Raw genomic sequence first — 17,920 nt, 5'->3', positions numbered from 1 at the left:
ACCTTGCTTATTTGCCTAACCGGCCATTGGCGGCGATAAGCTGCCGATACCAGTCAAAACTGCGTTTTTTGATGCGCCGCAGATCCTTAAGATCCCGTTCTCCGCGGTTCACGTAGATAAATCCATAGCGCTTGGCGTAGCCCTGATGCGTGCTGACGACGTCAATCGCCGCCCACGGGCAATAACCGAGCAGCTCGACGCCATCGTTGATCGCCAGCCGCATCTGTTCGACATGCTGCCGCATGAATTCAATGCGATAGTCATCGTCGATGGTCTCATCCGCCCGCAATTCATCCGGCGCGCCAATGCCGTTCTCCGTGATCAGTATCGGCAGGTGATAGCGTTCGAAGGTCTTGCGCAGCGTTAAGCGCAGGCCAACCGGATCGATCACCCATCCGTAGCGCGTCTTGCCGACAAACGGGTTTTCCGCCGCACGATACACGCCCGGTTCGCCGAGCATGATTTGCTGATCGCCGGCGCGTGCGCTCACGTCTGCACCGTCGCCGCGGCTGGCGGCGATCGTGGCGGTGGAATAGTAATTGATCGCCACATAATCCGGTCGTGCCGCCAACAGCAGCGCCGCATCCTCCGGCTTCCTGTCCGGCGCCCACCCCCGATCCTCGAGATAACGCCAGGCCAGGGCGTTGTAGCGGCCATGCACCGCCACATCGAGAAAACTCCAACAGCGCAACGTCTCCCAGTTATGAGCGGCAATGGCATCCAGCGGATTGCAGGTCTCCTGATACATCGAGGTGGTATTGATCGCCGGGCCAATTTTCCCGCCGGGACAGCGCTGATGGCATAATGCCATGACTTTGGCCTGAGCGACCAACATATGATGACTCTGCTGATACAGCGTCCGTTTGTCAGGCAACGCACCGCCTTTGGGCGTGCCGATAGCGCCGGGGTGCAGGATCATGGTGTTCTGTTCATTGATGGTGAGCCAATACTTCACCCGATCGCCGAAGGCGTCGAACAGCACGCCGGCGTAAGTGACAAAAGCCTCGATGGTGGCGCGATTGGACCAGCCGCCCTGCTGCTCCAGCACATAAGGCAGATCGAAATGATACAGCGTCACCACCGGCTCGATGCCGTGCGCCAGCAATTCGTCGATCAACTGCCGGTAAAACGCCAGCCCCGGCGCATTGACTTCGCCGACGCCATCGGGCAACACGCGCGTCCACGCAACCGAAAACCGGTAGGCCTTTAACCCCAGTTCTGCGAACAGCTTCACATCCTCGCGAAAGCGATGATAGTGATCGCTGGCCACCGTAAAATCCGCCGTGCCTGCGGGATGTTCAAGCATATCGACGATCGACGGGCTTTTTCCGTCTTCATTCCATGCGCCCTCCACCTGATAGGCGGAAGTCGACGCGCCCCAGAGAAACTCGGCGGGAAAATCGTGCAAGCGTTGATAAATCATGCCGGCTCCTTATTGGCCTTCAGCGCCATAATCGTCTCACCGGCATGAACGCCATGCGGCTTAGGTAACACCTGAACCTGAAACGCTTCGCTGTTGACGATCAATACCGGCGTCGTCAGATCGAAGCCCAATGCGGCGATCGCGCCGATGTCAAAACGCACCAGCTCGTCGCCGACCTTCACGCGATCGCCAATCTGCAGTCCGGAGTCAAAGTGTTGGCCACCCAGGTTTACCGTGTCGATGCCGATATGCAGCAACAGCTCCGCACCGTTGTCCCCCTTGATGCCGACCGCATGTTTTGACGGCAGGAAAGTCACGATCTCGCCGTCCAGCGGCGCACGCAGCACCCCTTCCGACGGTATGATCGCCATGCCCTGGCCCAACAAGCCCTGTGAGAAGACGTCATCGTTGACCTGATCCAACGTCACGGCTTTGCCAGTCAGCGGGCTGAAAACCGGCGATACCTCGTCGGCCGCCACCTGAGTCACTTCGTTCGCCTCCTCGACCGGATCGTCGAAGCCAAGGATCCAGGTCAGGGCAAAGGTCACGACGATGGCAATGGCGCAAGTGATCAGCGCATGCACGATATTCATCGGGTTCTCACCGATAAACGCCGGCAAAGCAGCCAGGCCAGGAGAAACGAAGGCATAGCGCACCAACCCGCTCAACCCGGCGTAAATGCCGGCGCAGCCACCGCCGATCATCGCTGCGATCAACGGCTTGCGCAGTTTCAGCGTCACCCCGTACAGCGAGGGTTCAGTGATCCCCAACAACGCGGTAAAACCGGCGGAGGACGCCAACTGGCGCAAATTCGTGTTCTTGGTGCGGAATGCCACACATAGCGTCGCCGCACCTTGCGCAATATTGGACGCCAACATGCCCGGCCCGTTAATCATCTCAAAACCATTCTTGGTCAATTGGCCGGTGGCGATCGGTGTCATCGCCCAGGCGGTGCCGGTGATCACCAAAAATGGCTGCAGCCCGCCCATCAACATAGGAATCAGCCAGCTAGCCCTACCATCGACGATCGCCGCACCGGCGGCCACCATGTCATTGAGGAAAATGCCGAACGGCCCGACCACCACCAATGCCAGCGGCGCGGTGACCAGCAGCACAATCATCGGTTTGGTGAAGAACTTGATCATCGTCGGCGAAACTTTCTCGGCAAACCGCTCGATATAGGACATCAGCCACACGGTAAAAATGATCGGCAACACCGAACCGGCATAATCTGCCAGCCGCACCGGCATGCCGAGAAAATCAATCGCGGTGCCTGCCGCCAGCATCTGAGCCAGATTAGGGTGCAGCAACGCGCCGGCGAGGGTCATCGCCAGGATGGGATTGCACTCGAATTTTATCGCGGCACCGTAAGCCAACAGCACCGGCAGGAAGAAAAAGGCCGCATCGGCGACGGTATCCAGCAATCGATAGGTCGTGCCGGCGGGATCTATCGCCCCGGCCAGCTTGAGGATCGCCAGCAGCGCCTTGATCATCCCCGCGCCGGTAATGGCCGGGATCACCGGGGTAAAGGTCGTGGAAATCACGCTGATAATCCGTGACACCACGCCACCTTTCGGCTGCTGCTTTTGAGCGCCGGTTTGCGGCTGGCCAATCTCCTTTTGCAGCACGCGGAACGTTTGCTGCACGTTATTGCCGACCACGATCTGAAACTGGCCGCCGCGCACCACCACGCTGATAACGCCCGGCAGGGCTTCGATCGCCTTCGAATCCACTTTAGCGTCGTCGTTGAATTCCATACGCAAACGGGTCGCGCAGTGCGTCAGCTTGCTGACGTTGCCTTTACCGCCGACCCGCGCCAATATTTCTAAGCCAAGTTTCTGATAGTCCATCGTTTTCCCCGGTAAAATGCAAAAAAAAAGACCAAAATGGAAATGCGCCTCGTCACAAGGAGAAGTGCATTCCTATTTTGGTCTTGCCTGCTTTAGCAGTAACACGCCGCAATAAAAATGGTGTGCGGTCTTCTCGACCGCGCTAAAAGTATCACCATACTCGCGAATACTCGGCAATAGCCATACGTCAGCGTTGTGAAAGGCGTCACGATTTAGCGTAAATGCACTGCAATGTCGCCGCTGCACGCTTTTTGCGCACACCCATAGCGCAATCGGAAGGAAATAACCCAAAATAATGCGCTTTATTGTCACTTTGTTTATTTAATTACGGGGGAAGATTAATTCAGATCCATGACTATTCAACTTCCGGGCAATTAATTAAACCTGCACTCACTTAGTAACAAACGCAAACAAATAAGCGCCTACGCAATACATTCCAGCCGCTAGGATTTAAGGGTCACAGCCTATTCCCGCCGATGACAAAAAATCATTTCAATGGCGATCGCGCCTTCCCCGTCGCCTGCTGCTGCAGGCGCACGGTTTATATTGGAGAAAATGCTATGCTATCGCGTCGTGATATATTGAAAGTCTCCGCCGTCAGCGCGGCCGCCGCCGGCATGATCGGCGGCATCGCCAAAAATGCCGCTGCCGACGACCATCGTAATATCGTGCCTCCCAGCAGCTATCAGCCGCCTGCCGATGCGCAGCATCTCTATAAATACAAATTCACCGACAGCAAAAAACGCAGCCTGCCCAACGGCTGGGCACGCGAAGCCACCGTCGAGCAATTCCCGATCTCCGAAGGCGTGGCGGGCGTCGACATGACGCTGGAGCCGGGCGGCGTGCGCGAACTGCATTGGCACGCCATCGCCGCCGAATGGGCATTCATGCTGGAAGGCCATGCGCGCATCACCATCCTCGATCCCGAGGGAAAATGTGAGGTGGCGGATTTCGGCCCCGGCGACGTCTGGTATTTCCCGAAAGGCTATGGCCATTCCATTCAGGCGCTGGCAGACGGCGCGCATTTTATTCTGGCATTCGATAACGGGCATTTCTCCGAATTCGGCACCTTCAGCATCACCGACTGGGTGGCGCATATGCCGAAAGAGGTATTGGAAAAAAGCGTCGACATGCCGGCGGCGGTATTTTCCAAGGCCAAACAGGGCGAAGCGTATATTGTCGGCGGCGCCGTTCCGCCCGCCTTGCCATTGCCGAAAAGCGACGGCGGATTAAATAATGCCCCGCTGACCCACCGCTATGAATTAATGAAGCAAAAGCCGTTCTTTGAAAATGACGCCGGCAGCGTCCATTTGGTGTCGTCGAAAGAATTTCCTATTTCCACCACCATGACCGGCATCATCGAGATCGTGAAACCCGGCGCGATCCGGGAATTGCACTGGCACCCCAACGCCAACGAATGGCAATACTATATTGCCGGCAAAGGCCGGATGACGGTGTTCAGCTCGCACAGCCACGCGCAGACGGAAGAGTACGCCCCTTCGGACGTCGGTTACGTGCCGCAGGGCTTCGGCCATTACATCGAGAACATCGGCGATGAGGATTTGAAGGTACTGATCGTGATGGACAACGGCATTTATCAGGATATTTCGTTGTCCGACTGGCTGGCGAAAACCCCGGCTTACCTGCTGGCGGACAACTTCAATAATCAGGTTGAGGACTGGCAGGATAGACCGAAAGACAAACGGGTGATGTCGCGGCGCAGCCGCTGACGCCGCGGCGAGGGAGAATCTCCCTCGCCGCTTTCTTTACTGCTTGCGCTGCTCCGCCACCTGTTTGGCGGTGACCTTGCCCTGTTTGTCGCCGAAATGGCCGACCACGAAGTTGGCGACCGCCGCCACTTCCTCGTCGGAATAGGCGCTGCCGAACGACGGCATCATCTCATGCCGCTCGCCGACGCTGATGCTCGTCCCCTTCAGGATAGCCTGCACCACGCTGCGCCCCTGCGGATCGTTCACCGCCGTGCTGCCCACCAGCGACGCGTACTCGCTCTGGCGGCCCGGCCCGTTCCACTGGTGGCAGCCGCTGCAGTCGTTGGCGAACATCCGCCGCCCGAGCGAGCTGTCTTGCCCGCCCGGCAGGATCGGGGTGGAAGCCCCCGCGCCCTTCGGCTGCAAGTTCACCGCTGCCGCGCTGTCGCCGGCGATGGGTTCGATGTCGCGCAGGTATTTCACCAGCGCCAGATTATCTTCCGGCGTCAGGAACTGCAGGCTGTTTTCCACCGCTTCCGCCATCGGGCCGGCGGCGCTGCTGCGCCCCGGCGCATGGCCGGTGGCCAGATATTGCGACAGTTGCTGGTCGCTCCAGCCGCCGATGCCGGTCTGTTTGTCCGGCGTGATGTTGGCGGCGAACCAGCCCTGCACCACTTCACCGCTCAGGTGCTTGCTCTGGTTAAGACCAAACCCCAGATTGCGCGGCGTATGGCACTCGCCGCAGTGGCCGAGCGCCGTCGCCAGATAGGCGCCGCGATTCCACTGCTCATCCTTGTTGAGATCCGGCGCGAAACGCTGCTCCTGGAAGAACGCCAGGTTCCAGAATTTCATGCCCCAACGCTGGTTGAACGGGAACGACAGCTCGTTTTGCGGGTTGGCCTGTTTCACCGGCGGCAGACTGAACAGATAATCCTTGATCGCCAGCACGTCATCGCGGCTCAGTTCGGTGTACGAGGTATAAGGCATCGCCGGATACAGGTTGCCCTGTGGGCCGATGCCCTCACGCACCGCGCGTACGAACTGATCGTCGCTCCAGTTGCCGATGCCGGTTTCCTTGTCAGCGGTGATGTTGGTGCCGTAAATGGTGCCGAACGGCAACTTGAAGGCGAAGCCGCCTGCATAAGGCGCGCCGCCCGGCGCGGTGTGGCACGCCACGCAGTCGGCGGCACGCGCCAGGTACTCGCCGCGCGCCAGTTTGTCGGTGATGCCGGCCGGCGCCCCGGCGATCGGCGCCGCAGGCTCAGCGCCGGTGGGCCGCAGCAGCGTATACAGCGCGTATCCTCCCGCCAACACCACCACGGCGATAATCAGCCATAACAGCCCTTTCAAGGCATTGCTCATCGCATCTCTCCCTAACCCAACGCCTTGGCGGCCTGGTGGATGGCGGCGCGAATGCGCACATAGGTGGCGCAACGGCAAACGTTGCCGCCCATCGCCGCGTCGATGTCCGCATCGCTCGGGTTCTTGCTTTGCGCCAGCAGCGCGCTGGCGCTCATGATCTGGCCGGACTGGCAGTAACCGCACTGCACCACGTCCAGATCAAGCCAGGCTTCCTGCACCGCCTTGCCTTCCGGCGTGGCGCCCACGGCTTCGATGGTGGTGATTTTTTTGCCGACGGCGGCGGAGACCGGCGTCATGCATGAACGCACCGGCACGCCGTCCAGATGCACGGTACAGGCGCCGCACATGGCGATGCCGCAGCCGAATTTGGTGCCGGTCAGGCCGGCTTCGTCACGCAAGAACCACAGCAGCGGCATGTGCGGATCGCCCTCGAAGGTCAGCGGCTGCTCGTTTACGGTTAATTGAATCATCAGGTTCTCTCCTTGTCAGACGCCGGATTCGCAGTGGGATTATGCAGCGGCAGGCTCAGCGAGGTGCGCGGCCGCCCGAGCAGCGCCAGCGCGTTGCCGACTGCCGGGGCAATGGTCGGCACCCCCAGCTCGCCCACGCCGGTCGGTTTCTCGGTCGAGGGCACAATGATCACCTCGATCTCCGGCATCTCATCGATGCGCAACGGGCGGAAGTTATTGAAGTTGGACTGTTCGACCACGCCGTCTTTCAGCGTGATATTGCCGTACAGCGCCAGGCTCAGGCCGTAACCGATGCCGCCCTCGATCTGCGCGCGGATCACATCGGGGTTCACCGCCACGCCGCAATCCACCGCGCACCACACTTTATGCACTTTCGGGATGCCGCCTTCGCCGATCGACACCTCGGCCACCTGCGCCACATAGGTGTCGAACGCCTTGGCGACGCCCACGCCGCGCGCGCGTCCGTCTACCACTTTAGCGCCCTGCCAGTCAGCGGCTTTCGCTACCGCCCGCAGCACGCCCGCCGCCCGCGGCGCATCGCCCATCAGCGCCAGCCGCCCTTCGACCGGATCCTGGCCGGTTTCCTGCAACAGCTGATCGATAAAGCTCTCCACCGCGTGGCCGGTGTGGGTGCTGGCGACCGACCGCAGCGAGGTGGTCGGCACCTTGCCGGGCACGATATGCGCATCGCAGCGGAAGGCTTCGAAGGTGTATGAGACCTCGCTGGCGCCTTCGACCATCATCTGATCGAGGCCGTTGACCACCAGCGCATCCATCGCGCTGTGGCGCGTCCAGGAGTGACCGACCACGGTATCGGTCCAGCCCACCACCTTGCCGCCCCGAATGGCGCCGCGCAGGCGGTGCAGGATCATCGGGCGATACCAGCCGTTGCGGATGTCGTCCTCGCGCGTCCACACCACCTTCACGCCGTGGCCGGGGCCGATGCCTTTGGCCGCCGCCGCCATGTCGGCCGCCAGATCCGGCCCCAGCGTCGGGTTGCCTAAATCGATGCGCCGGCCGAAGCTGCCGCCCGCCAGAATGGTTTCAATCTGTACCTTGTCCGGCGGCAACTCGAACAGATCGCACAGCTGCTTGTGGTCGAGCGTTTGGATTTGGCAGCCGTAGCGCGCCTTGACGCTCTCGCCGTCCCAGAACAGATAGCCGTCCAGCGGCTCCATCGGCGCGTGCGCGACGTACGGGAAGGTGTATTCGGCCTCGATCACCTTGTCGGCCTTGTCGAACACCTCGTCCGGCTTGCCAAGACTCTTCGCCACCACGCCGGTTTTCTGCGCCACCTGGCGGAACTCGGCGTAGATTTCCTCGGTGTTGCGTCGCTCCGCCTGCGCGTCGTCCCAGGTGACCCGCAGCCGGTCCCGCCCCTGGATCGCCGCCCAGGTATTGTTGGCGTAAACCGCCACGCCGGTGGCAACCTGTTTCACCGCCACCACGCCCGGTACCGCCAGCGCGCGTTCGGCGTCAAACGTCGCCACCTTGCCGCCGAAACGCGGCGGTTTTTTGATGGTGACGGTCAACATGCCCGGCTCGTGGATATCCTGCGAGAACTGCGCGCTGCCGTTGGTTTTCGCCAGCGAATCGACGCGGTGCAAACCGCGCGTTTTGCCGATCAGGGTGAAATTGGCCGGATCCTTCAGCGTCAGGCTGGCGGGATCGGGCGGCGGCAGCGTGGCGGCCAGCGCGGCGAATTCGCCGAAGCCCGCTTCGCGCCCGCTGGCGGCATGGTGGATCTTGCCTGCCTGCACGGTGATTTCCTGCGCCGAGGTTTTCCAGCTCTGCGCGGCGGCCTGCACCAACAGCGCGCGCGCCATGGCGCCCATGCGCCGCATTTGCTCATAGGCATTGGCCACCGAGCTGGAACCGCCGGTGCCCTGGAATCCGAAGGCCAGGTTTTTGTAGATATTGGTGTCCACCGGCGCGGCCACGACCCGCACCTGTGCCCAGTCGGCATCGAGCTCTTCGGCGACCAGCGTCGCCATGCCGGTATAGACCCCCTGGCCCACTTCGGTGTGTTTACTGATGACGGTGACGACGCCGTCGGCGCCGATCTGAACGAAGGCGTTGGCGTCTAACGCCGCCGCGCCGGAGGCGATCGGGGCAGCCGAACGCGCCAGCGCGCCGGTGGACGGCAGATAGGCGCCGATCACCAACGCCCCGGCGCCGACGATAAACCGCCGCCGCGAAAGCGGAACTTGGGATATGCTCATTGCTCATGACTCCAAAAAAACCGAAGGCGTCACTGCCTTCGGCGAAACAAATCTTGTTATGGGAATGGCTTGTTGCGCCCGTCAGGTGATATAGCGCAACAGAGCAATAATTAGCGTAGCCTATTATCCAGTAGACTTAATGTTGAAGAGGGTTTTTCTATTGGAGAATCGTGCGGTGCGGGCAGGCACCCGCACCGGGGTCAACTCTGCGTCGTCGCCAGATAGGAGAAGACGCTGAGCAGGTTGATTTGCGCCGCCATGTTGTCGCTGTCGAAGGCCACGGTCAGCGCGTCCTGGCGCTCCACGCCAGGCACCAGGCTGAACAGATCCGCCAGCACCGGTTTGGCCGCCATCAGCGTCAGCCGGTAAGGCGGCATAAAACGGCGCTCCACCGGCAGTCTGGCGCCCTGGCGCACCTGTTGCATCGCCCGCTCGCGGATCTCCACCCGCGCCCGCTGTGGGCTGAGCGATTCGGCGGCGGTTTGCGAGAGGGCGCGTTTTACGCAAACATAGCCAGATTGCGGATAACGTTCAGCGATCCAACGTTGCAGCTCGTCGTCACCGCTCACCAGCCACAACGGCACGTTCAACTCCGCCGCCATCGCCGCATACAGATCGCTTTCGCCTACCACTTCGCCGTTCAGGCTGACGCGATAAAAGGCCCGACCGTTGATGGTATGCGCCAGCACGCCGCGTTCGCCGGCGGCGCTGTGATAACCGATGCACATCAGGCCGTCGTAACGTTGATGCTGCAGCCCTTCCACCATCGACAGCCCGCGCGGTTTGCCCTGCACCAGGCGCGCCCGCGCATCAATGCGGTCGGCGCGCAGATTCTGCATCATGGCGTGGCTGTCGGCCACCGTCACCTCGGTAGCGCCGCCGGCAAAAGCGCCGTCGATCGCGGCGTTGACTTCCTGCTCCATCAGCTCGCGCGCAGCCGCATAGTCGGCGTGGGCCGGGTTGCACTGCTCCGGCCGCATCACACCGGCAATACCCTCGATATCCGCAGAGATAAAGACTTTCACATCACACTCCCGTTATTCAATTTGCCGCCAGCCGATCGAGCAGCGGGCCCAACGCCATACGCGCGTGCTGCTGGAAACCGCTGACGCCCTCGGCGCTCAGCAACGCATCCAATACTGCGTATTCGGTGGCATCCGCGGCAGCCGCAAACAGCGGCTCCAGCCGTTCGTCCGGCAGCGTGGCCCCCAGCAACCGGGTGGAGAACGCCAGCGCGATGTCGCCGGAGCCGTGCCCCCAATGGCTGCCCACCCGCCCCAGACCCGCGCCCGCTCGGCGGGCGATGCGGTTCAGCTGCCGGCTGTCCAGCGCCCGATCGCAGGCGATGATGATGATGACCGAACCGGCGTCCACCTGCGGCGGTGGATCCGCCAACAGCTTGCCTAGCGCCGGGCCAACGCGCACGCCGCTCAGCGTCAACGAGTCGAGGGTGCCGAAGTTGGCCAGCACCAGTACGCCGAGCGTGGTGCCAAGCCCCGGGCAATAACGCGAGGCGGTGCCGATGCCGCCCTTCAGGCCAAAGCTGCTCATGCCGCGCCCGGCGCCGACGCTGCCGCGCGCAAAGCGGGTGGAATGATTATCCAGCGCGCTGAAGACGTGCTCCTCACGCACCGCCATCGCCTGAATATCGTTGAGGTAGCCGTCGTTGCACTCCAGTACCAGCGGGTTGATGGTGGGGCTGCCGCGGCCGATCTGCGGGTAGCGCAGACAGCTGCGCCGCACCATGGCGTTGAACAGCGTGCCGACGGCGAAGGTGTTGCTCAGCAGGATCGGCGTTTGCAGCACCCCCAGCTCGTTCAGCTGCACCAGCCCCAGCGGCTTGGCGAAGCCGTTGAGCACCGCACTGCCACACGGCAGAGGCTGGTTGAACAGGTCGCCCGGCGGCACGATGGCGGTGACGCCGGTCTGGCATTCTCCGCCGGCCAAGGTGTGATGCCCGACGCTGACACCCGGCACGTCGCACAGGCTGTCGGTCGGGCCGGCCGGATAGCGCGCCCCCGGCAGGCGGCGATGGCGCCGCCAATAGCTCAGCAGATTGTCGAGGCTTTGTTGTTCAAACACCTGGCTGTCTATCATGGTTCCCTCATCCGCCGTTAGCCCATCAGAAAACCAGAATATCGCGCAATGCGCCGCGCCGTAAATTGAAAGCGGAAGCGGGCAGCAAAAATCGCCTTGCCCCATCGCCGTTCAGACCCACTCGCAGGGCATCGAAGACACCCTGCTGCGTTATCAAGGTCTGGTGCTGAAGGCACGCAAACGCTGCGACGTGGCGCACGGCAAAGACATGGCTATCACCCACGGCGGGTATGAAGACTGAAGAGCGAAATCGGCAAACACATTCTCGCCGGCATGTGGGAGACCATTTTGGGCGGCCCGCAGGCCTGAGCCTTATTGGGTTTTTAGCGGGCAATCGGATAGTATAAAAAAATGAATGATTCAAAACTGGATTATGGCTCAATTGAATAAATAAACCATGACCATAACAATGACGCAAACAGAGCAAAACAATAAATCACCGGAAAAATTTCTCAATGAGTCCAAATAGTCATTGCTGTTCTTATTTAGTTGGTTAATGGCATCATTTTCGTTCTCAGCTTCTACTTCAATATGATGCTTTCTGAACCCTTTCTGCTTCATATCTTTAATTATTTCTCGTGTAACCACTTCCTTTCTCTGCCCCCTTGATTCATCGCTCTTTATAAAAACAACATATTTATTCATCATATACCCCATAAAAGCACAGAATTTTACTTCTGTGCTGGGATTGCAGCTGTTAATTAGCGTTTGGTTCTGGATTCTCTGGCCTCTCTCGGTCCAGTGCCATTGCCGCCATAACCATTTCCTGTAGAACTGCCATTCCCCAGAAACCACTGGCGCAGGAACCGCTGTCATAAGGGCTATTTTTTGACAAGAATGACTGAAGGTGTATTCTCACTGCTGAAAATAATCATATTGGAATAAAATCCAGAATAATATACCGAACCTAATTACACGCAGATGCTATCGATTCAATTAATTGAATCGCCAAATAATCTCAACGCCCAAGATTAATAACCCAATAAAGAAGAGGCGGCGGAACAGCTGCGGGCGACAATGACGACGCACCCTCTCCCCCAGCCACATGCCGCCCAGCGCCGGCAACAGCGCCAACAGCGAACCGCCGAGCAGCGTAGCGGGCAGCGCCTGATGCCAGGCTAATCCGGCGGCCAGCGCCAGCGTCGAGACGGTGAACGACAGCCCCAGCGCCTGCACCAGATCGTCACGCGCCAGGCCCAATGCGTTCAGATAGGGCACCGCCGGTATGACGAATACGCCGGTGGCGCCGGTCAGCGTACCGGTCACCAGGCCGCACAGCGGCCCCAGCCAAGGCTCTGCCGTGGCGGAAACGCGCCAGTCGAAACGGGTGAATCCCAACAGCGCATAGCCGATCAGGCAAACGCCCAGCGCCAGCGGCGCCAGGCGGCCATCGGTTGCGGTGAGCGCGCCGGCGCTCAATAACGTGCCCAGCATGACGCACAGCATCATCGGCCAGAGCCGCCGGCACAGCGCCCCCAACCGCGGCCCGCACAGCAACTGCCACAGGTTGGTGATTAGCGAGGGCAACAGCAGCAGCGCGGCGGCCTGCCCCGGCGGCATCATCAGGCTGAGCAGCCCCATCGAGACCGTCGGCAACCCCAGACCGATCGCCCCTTTGACCGTGCCGGCCAGCGTAAAAATGCCCGTCAGGGCGATAATCTCGAGTAACGTCAGCGACATGCGTCTATCCTTATGGCGAATCAACGGCTCGATTGTGGCCAGCGCCGCGCCGCAGCACAATGCGGCAATGGCAGAGCCTGCCTGCGGCAAAGACAGAGGAAGAACGCATGCATTTTGACTTTATCGATCTGCGGCTGTTGGTGGCGGTGCTCGAAACCGGCAGCATCACCGCCGGCGGCGAGCGCGTCGGGCTGTCGCTGGCCGCCGCCAGCGCCCGCATGCGCGGGCTGGAACAACAGGCCGGCGTGGCACTGTTGACGCGCAATCCGCGCGGCGTCCAGGCGACGCCCGCCGGTGAGCGCCTGTTGCAACACGCGCGCGTGCTGCTGCAACAGCGCGACCGGCTGCGGGGTGATATGGCCGAGTTCGCGCCGGGCCAGCGCAGCCAGCTGCGCATCGTCGCCAATACCGTCGCCGCCGACGCTTTTTTGCCGGAGCTGTTGGCGGATTTTCTGGTGCTGCACCCGCACACCGACATCGCGCTGGAGGAGCTGCCCAGCCCGGCCATCGCGCTGGCGATCGCCGAACGGGCGGCGGATATCGGCATCGTGGCGGACCACGCCGATCTGCGTGGGCTGGCAAGCTACCCTTTTCGCCAGGATCGTCTGGTGCTGGCGCTGCCGCCGGGGCATGCGCTCAGCGGCCGCCGCACGCTCAGCTTTGCGGACGCCCTGCCTTTTGATTTCATCGGCCTGCCGGAAGAGAGTGCGCTGCAACAGCATCTGGAACAGCTGGCGATACGCAGCGGCGGCCCGATGCGGCTGCGGGCGCGTGCGGCTAATTTCGACGCCATCTGCCGCATGGTGCTGCGCGGCGCCGGGCTGGCGGTGGTGCCGGAAGAGAGCGCCCAACGCCATCCGGAGATCCGACACGGCGCCCTGCCGCTGACGGACGAGTGGGCAACCCGGCGTCTGTCAATCGCGGTGCGTGACCTGGCGCAGCTGCCGCTGCCGGCGCAGCGGCTGGTGGCGTTCCTGCGCCAAGCCTGAGGCGGCTCAGTGCGTGCCCGGCTCTGCGCGCAGCCGCGCCACCTGAGCCTCCACGTCGCGCCAGGCCGGTTTGTCGCCGGCATAGCGTTGGCGCAGATAATTCACCAGCGCCGTCACCTGCCGATCGGAAAAGCTGTCCTTAAAGCCCGGCATAAAGCCCAATTCGGCGGTGGCCGGCTTGGGGATCCCTTGCAGGATCACCTTGATCAGGTTATCGGGGCGATCGCTGAAGATATTGGTGTTATTGGCCAGATCCGGGCTGACGCCGAACAGCTGCGGCCCGCCGGCGGCGGCGCTGTGGCAGGCCTGGCAAGCGCCCTGGAACAACCGCTCGCCCGCCAGTTGACCCGCAGGCAACGCGCGGGCCGCCAACTGCGCCTGCGGTTCCACATTCAGCGTCGCCTTGGCGCTCAGCGACATCACATAGTTGGCCATCGCCCGCAGATCGCTCTGCGGCAACGTCGCCAGTTCGCTGACCACCGGCCCCATAGGCCCGGCCGCCACGCCGTGCTCGGCGGAATGCCCGGTGCGGAAGTACTGAAACAGCTGCTCCTCAGTCCAGGGCTTGTCCGCATTGGCCAATTGATTCAGCGCCGGCGCTTCCCACCCGTCCACCATCCCTCCCGCCAGGAAGGCCGCGCCGCCCTTTTCCGCCCCCAGCAGATTACGCGGCGAATGGCAGGCGGCGCAGTGGCCAAGGCCGTTGACCAGATAGGCGCCGCGGTTCCACTGCGCGCTTTGCTGCGGATCGGGTTGATATTCCCCCTGGCGCAGGAATAGCGCGTTCCAGCCCGCCATCAGCGGCCGCAGGTTAAACGGGAAGCGCATCTGATTGGCCGGATTGCTCTGGCGCACCGCCGGTTGCGACATCAGATAAGCGTACAGCGCCTGCATGTCGCCGTCGGTCATTTTACTGAAGGCGGTGTAAGGAAATGCCGGATAGAGGTGGCGGCCGTCGCGGGCGATGCCCTGACGCATCGCCCGATCGAATGCGGTAAACGACCAGTTGCCGATGCCGGTTGCCACGTCCGGGGTAATGTTGGTGCTGTAGAGCGTGCCGAACGGCGTCGCCATCGCCAACCCACCGGCGTTGGTCGCCCCTTCCGACGCGGTATGGCAAACCGCGCAGTCTCCGGCGGCGGCCAACTGACGGCCGCGCTCCAGCGTGGCGGCCGACCAGGTGCCGGCGCCAGGCGTCGCCACCGGCGCGATCTCCGTCCGCCATGGCAAGGCGCTGCCGGCGATGCCCAGCACCGCGCCGAACAGCCCCGCCGCGCCGCCGAACCACCATTTACCGCGTTTCTTTTTCTTGGGAGGCGCGTCCTGCCGCTCGGCATCCGGCCCGTTCAGGGCCTCACGCAGCTTGTCCGAGGTGATCGGCAGCTCGCGAAAACGAATGCCGGTGGCGTCGAACACCGCGTTGGCGATGGCCGCCGCGCTGGGCACCGACGCCGACTCCCCGGCGCCCAGCGGCGGATCGTAAGGGCGCGGCATCATCACCACGTCCACCTCCGGCACCTCCGGGAAGGTCAGGATCGGGTAAGCCCCCCACTCTTTGGCGGAGACCGTCGATTCCTCAAAGGTCACGCGCTCTTTCAACACCCGGCTGGTCGATTGCAACACGTTGCCATGGATTTGGTGACGCACGCCGTCCGGGTTAACCATCATGCCCGCGTCGTGGCCGACCACGATGCGCGTTACCGCCACTTCGCCGCTGGCTTTGTCGATCGCCACGTCGGCCACCCAGGCGGCCCAGGCCGCGCCAAAGCCGGGAAACTTGCTGTGGATGTAACGGGCGTAGGCAAAGCCGCGCCCGCGCAGCACGCCGTCTTCCGCCGGGGTCTGCATCGGTTCGGTATGCGGCGTCCAGCCGGCGCGTTCTGCGGTGCTGCGCATCAGTTCACTGGCGCGTTCATCATGGATGTAGCGCAGCCGATACTCCAGCGGATCGACGCCGGCGGCGTGGGCCAGCTCATCGATATAAGACTCGTGGGCGAAGGTGTTGGGCAAGGCGGAAACGCCGCGCATCCAGGAGGCGCGCACGATCGGCGCCATGTCCTCGATGCTGACGCGCAGCGACGGATATTCGTATGGCGGCACCGAGGTGCGGTCGCCCATTTCATAGGCCACCGGCAGCGGCTCAACCCGGCCGGTCAGCAACAGCGCCAGCGTCGGCGCGCCGTTGGAAGGATAATAGGTGCGAAAATCGTAGGCGACCGGGTGCCCGGCGGCGTCCAGCCCGCCGTCCACCTCCATCAGTTGCGCCGTGCCCTTCGGTTCCCACACATGCTCTTGCTCGCGGGTCAGCTGCACCCGCACCGGCCGGCCCACCGCCCGCGACAGCAGCGCCGCGTCGGCGCAGACGTCATCGGCGCAATTGCGGCCATAGCAGCCGGCCGCCTCCATGCGAACGATCTCGATCTGCGCTTCCGGGTATTCCAGCAGCCAGGCCAGATCGGCGCGCAGCAGGTGCGGATTCTGGCTGCCTGACCAGACCTGCAGGCGCTCCGGCCGATAGTCCGCCAGCGCGCAGGAAGGGCCTATCGAGGCATGCAGCTGATACGGCCACAGGTAGCTGCGGGTGAAGCGCCTGTCGGCCGCCGCCAGCGCCGCGTCCACATCGCCGGTATCGTGCACCACCCGGGTCGAGTGCGGATTGTCGCGCAGCGCCTGCGCCACGTCGGTCATCTGCGGCAAATTGCGGCGCCAGTCTTTCCAACTGACCTGCAGCGCCTGTGCCGCCTTGATCGCCTGCTCTTCGCGCTCGGCGACGATGCCGATGAAATCGCCGATCACCACCAGTTTGACGATGCCGGGAATATGCGCGATCGAGGTTTCGTCCACCGCCAGCAGGCTGGTGCCGACAAATTCGCCGCTGTCGTAGCCGGCATAGGGCGGCCGCACCACCCGGCCGTGCAGCATGTTCGGCAGGCGCATATCGTGTACGTAGGTGGTTTCGCCGGTCGCCTTGGCCGGAATATCGACGCGCGCGGTGCTGGTGCCCACCAGGCGATACTCCGCCTGCGGTTTCAGCGGCGCGTCGCCGGAAATCGACAGCTCGACATGACCGCCGGCCACCAGCTCGGCGTAGCTGAGCGCCTGCCCCTGCGGGCTGCGGATCACGCCCACCTCCAGCGTCAGCTGTTCCACCGGCGCATCGAAGCGCTGCGCCGCCTGGCGCAACAGCCAACGGCGCGCTTCGGCGGCGGCGTTGCGCAGCGGCACGGCGGAGATCTGCAGCGTGGCGCTGGCGATGGTGGCGCCCTGATTCGGCGCGCGCTCGGTATCGCCCAACACCATTTGCACCTGATCCATGCGCAGGTACAGCTCTTCGGCGACGATCTGCCCGAGCGCGGTGCGCACGCCGGTGCCAAGATCGACATGGCCGTTAAAGGCATAGATTTCGCCGCTGCCGCACAGGGCGATAAACAGCCCCTGCTCTTTGGGCTTCAGCACCGGCGTTTGCCCTTTGGGCACCAGTCCCGGCGGCGGTTGCACGCTGTCGACGATCAGCAGCACGCCGTCGCGCTGCAGCAAGTCGGCCTGGCTCGGCGATGGGACACGGGAATCAGTCATGGGCGTGGGCGTCCTCATCGCGGCAGAGAATGATGGCGCGCTGAACCGCACGCAGGATTTCGAGATGGGTGCCGCAGCGGCACAGGTTGCCGGACAGCGCCTGACGGATCTCCGCCTCGCTCGGGGCGGGATTACGATCCAACAGGGCTTTGGTGGTCATGATCATGCCATTGAGACAGTAGCCGCATTGCGCCGCCTGCTCTTCGATAAAGGCACGCTGCACCGGGTGCGGGCGCTGGCGATCGCCAAGGCCTTCCAGGGTCACGATCGCCCGGCCGGACACGCCGAGCGCCGGGATCACGCAGGAGCGCGCCGCCACGCCGTCGATCAACACGGTACACGCACCGCATTCGCCCAGGCCGCAGCCGTACTTCGGGCCGTTGAGCGCCAGATCGTTGCGCAGTACCAGCAAGAGCGGCGTATCCGCCATCACCTGCGCATGAAGCTGTTCGCCGTTCACCGACAGCATCAGCGGATGCTCCGTCAGCGTGGTTTTCGCGCCGTCCCTGGGCGATTGCACTTCAGATATCACCATTGTTCGC

The 17,920-nt window shown here is 62.6% G+C and carries 13 protein-coding genes and 1 pseudogene; 3 read left to right on the top strand and 11 right to left on the bottom strand.

The genetic code is table 11. From position 1 onward, the window contains the following. Positions 1 to 7: 7 nt before the first annotated feature. Together ACSJLU_RS11600 and ACSJLU_RS11595 are read right to left on the bottom strand one after the other, a co-directional pair. Positions 8 to 1,423: a glycoside hydrolase family 1 protein gene (locus tag ACSJLU_RS11600; protein WP_197827675.1), complete on the bottom strand. Its 1,416-nt coding sequence runs from the start codon at positions 1,421 to 1,423 to the stop codon at positions 8 to 10. After that, positions 1,420 to 3,273, bottom strand: coding sequence for a beta-glucoside-specific PTS transporter subunit IIABC (locus ACSJLU_RS11595; protein WP_089195855.1), 1,854 nt, complete (start codon positions 3,271 to 3,273; stop codon positions 1,420 to 1,422). Before ACSJLU_RS11595 ends, ACSJLU_RS11600 begins: the two co-directional genes overlap by 4 nt. 560 nt (positions 3,274 to 3,833) lie before the next feature. Here ACSJLU_RS11595 and ACSJLU_RS11590 point away from each other — a divergent pair. Beyond that, positions 3,834 to 5,003, top strand: a complete 1,170-nt coding sequence (locus ACSJLU_RS11590) for a cupin domain-containing protein (RefSeq protein WP_142590408.1) — start codon at positions 3,834 to 3,836, stop codon at positions 5,001 to 5,003. Positions 5,004 to 5,039: 36 nt separating this feature from the next. Here the strand turns inward: ACSJLU_RS11590 and ACSJLU_RS11585 are convergent, their stop codons facing one another. The 5 genes from ACSJLU_RS11585 to ACSJLU_RS11565 form a co-directional block, all read right to left on the bottom strand. Continuing rightward, positions 5,040 to 6,344, bottom strand: a complete 1,305-nt coding sequence (locus ACSJLU_RS11585) for a c-type cytochrome (protein ID WP_043143228.1) — start codon at positions 6,342 to 6,344, stop codon at positions 5,040 to 5,042. 11 nt (positions 6,345 to 6,355) lie between these two features. Next, positions 6,356 to 6,814, bottom strand: a complete 459-nt coding sequence (locus ACSJLU_RS11580; protein ID WP_025302752.1) for a (2Fe-2S)-binding protein — start codon at positions 6,812 to 6,814, stop codon at positions 6,356 to 6,358. After that, the gene (locus tag ACSJLU_RS11575; protein WP_025302751.1) at positions 6,814 to 9,036 is read right to left on the bottom strand and encodes a xanthine dehydrogenase family protein molybdopterin-binding subunit; all 2,223 of its coding nucleotides are present in this window, start codon (positions 9,034 to 9,036) and stop codon (positions 6,814 to 6,816) included. Before ACSJLU_RS11575 ends, ACSJLU_RS11580 begins: the two co-directional genes overlap by 1 nt. 200 nt (positions 9,037 to 9,236) lie before the next feature. Then, positions 9,237 to 10,061 carry a M55 family metallopeptidase gene (locus ACSJLU_RS11570; RefSeq protein WP_164063133.1) on the bottom strand — a complete coding sequence of 275 codons (825 nt, stop codon included), beginning with the start codon at positions 10,059 to 10,061 and terminating at the stop codon, positions 9,237 to 9,239. A 16-nt stretch (positions 10,062 to 10,077) separates the two neighbouring features. Continuing rightward, positions 10,078 to 11,133, bottom strand: coding sequence for a P1 family peptidase (locus tag ACSJLU_RS11565; protein ID WP_342096234.1), 1,056 nt, complete (start codon positions 11,131 to 11,133; stop codon positions 10,078 to 10,080). Between the two features lie 103 nt (positions 11,134 to 11,236). Between ACSJLU_RS11565 and ACSJLU_RS11560 the strand changes: the two are divergent. Continuing rightward, positions 11,237 to 11,442 (top strand): annotated as a pseudogene (locus ACSJLU_RS11560) (FAD-dependent urate hydroxylase HpxO); the annotation flags it as partial. 69 nt (positions 11,443 to 11,511) lie between these two features. Here the strand turns inward: ACSJLU_RS11560 and ACSJLU_RS11555 are convergent. Further along, entirely contained in the window at positions 11,512 to 11,778 is a 267-nt protein-coding gene (locus ACSJLU_RS11555; RefSeq protein ID WP_049207193.1) for a hypothetical protein, read from the bottom strand. 291 nt (positions 11,779 to 12,069) lie between these two features. Further along, on the bottom strand, positions 12,070 to 12,813 hold the full coding sequence (locus tag ACSJLU_RS11550; protein WP_127146117.1) for a sulfite exporter TauE/SafE family protein: 744 nt from the start codon (positions 12,811 to 12,813) through the stop codon (positions 12,070 to 12,072). 107 nt (positions 12,814 to 12,920) lie between these two features. Between ACSJLU_RS11550 and ACSJLU_RS11545 the strand changes: the two genes are divergently transcribed. Then, positions 12,921 to 13,802 (top strand): LysR substrate-binding domain-containing protein, encoded by an 882-nt coding sequence (locus ACSJLU_RS11545; RefSeq protein WP_127146118.1) that lies wholly within the window; start codon positions 12,921 to 12,923, stop codon positions 13,800 to 13,802. A 6-nt stretch (positions 13,803 to 13,808) separates the two neighbouring features. On the opposite strand, the gene ACSJLU_RS11540 is transcribed toward ACSJLU_RS11545, so the two are convergent. After that, positions 13,809 to 17,378, bottom strand: a complete 3,570-nt coding sequence (locus ACSJLU_RS11540) for a molybdopterin cofactor-binding domain-containing protein (RefSeq protein WP_380826868.1) — start codon at positions 17,376 to 17,378, stop codon at positions 13,809 to 13,811. Then, positions 17,371 to 17,913: a (2Fe-2S)-binding protein gene (locus ACSJLU_RS11535; protein WP_167324289.1), complete on the bottom strand. Its 543-nt coding sequence runs from the start codon at positions 17,911 to 17,913 to the stop codon at positions 17,371 to 17,373. Before ACSJLU_RS11535 ends, ACSJLU_RS11540 begins: the two co-directional genes overlap by 8 nt. Between the last annotated feature and the right edge of the window lie 7 nt (positions 17,914 to 17,920).

The organism is Serratia bockelmannii (genome assembly GCF_051803255.1).
GTDB lineage: Bacteria > Pseudomonadota > Gammaproteobacteria > Enterobacterales > Enterobacteriaceae > Serratia > Serratia bockelmannii.
This window is presented reverse-complemented; position numbering and strand designations above follow the sequence as displayed.

Coding starts and splice junctions, on each gene's coding strand:
- ACSJLU_RS11535 (WP_167324289.1), bottom strand. CDS start 17,913: ATGGTGATATCTGAAGTGCAATCGCCCAGGGACGGCGCGAAAACCACG.
- ACSJLU_RS11585 (WP_043143228.1), bottom strand. CDS start 6,344: ATGAGCAATGCCTTGAAAGGGCTGTTATGGCTGATTATCGCCGTGGTG.
- ACSJLU_RS11600 (WP_197827675.1), bottom strand. CDS start 1,423: ATGATTTATCAACGCTTGCACGATTTTCCCGCCGAGTTTCTCTGGGGC.
- ACSJLU_RS11565 (WP_342096234.1), bottom strand. CDS start 11,133: ATGATAGACAGCCAGGTGTTTGAACAACAAAGCCTCGACAATCTGCTG.
- ACSJLU_RS11540 (WP_380826868.1), bottom strand. CDS start 17,378: ATGACTGATTCCCGTGTCCCATCGCCGAGCCAGGCCGACTTGCTGCAG.
- ACSJLU_RS11595 (WP_089195855.1), bottom strand. CDS start 3,273: ATGGACTATCAGAAACTTGGCTTAGAAATATTGGCGCGGGTCGGCGGT.
- ACSJLU_RS11550 (WP_127146117.1), bottom strand. CDS start 12,813: ATGTCGCTGACGTTACTCGAGATTATCGCCCTGACGGGCATTTTTACG.
- ACSJLU_RS11575 (WP_025302751.1), bottom strand. CDS start 9,036: ATGAGCATATCCCAAGTTCCGCTTTCGCGGCGGCGGTTTATCGTCGGC.
- ACSJLU_RS11590 (WP_142590408.1), top strand. CDS start 3,834: ATGCTATCGCGTCGTGATATATTGAAAGTCTCCGCCGTCAGCGCGGCC.
- ACSJLU_RS11545 (WP_127146118.1), top strand. CDS start 12,921: ATGCATTTTGACTTTATCGATCTGCGGCTGTTGGTGGCGGTGCTCGAA.
- ACSJLU_RS11580 (WP_025302752.1), bottom strand. CDS start 6,814: ATGATTCAATTAACCGTAAACGAGCAGCCGCTGACCTTCGAGGGCGAT.
- ACSJLU_RS11555 (WP_049207193.1), bottom strand. CDS start 11,778: ATGAATAAATATGTTGTTTTTATAAAGAGCGATGAATCAAGGGGGCAG.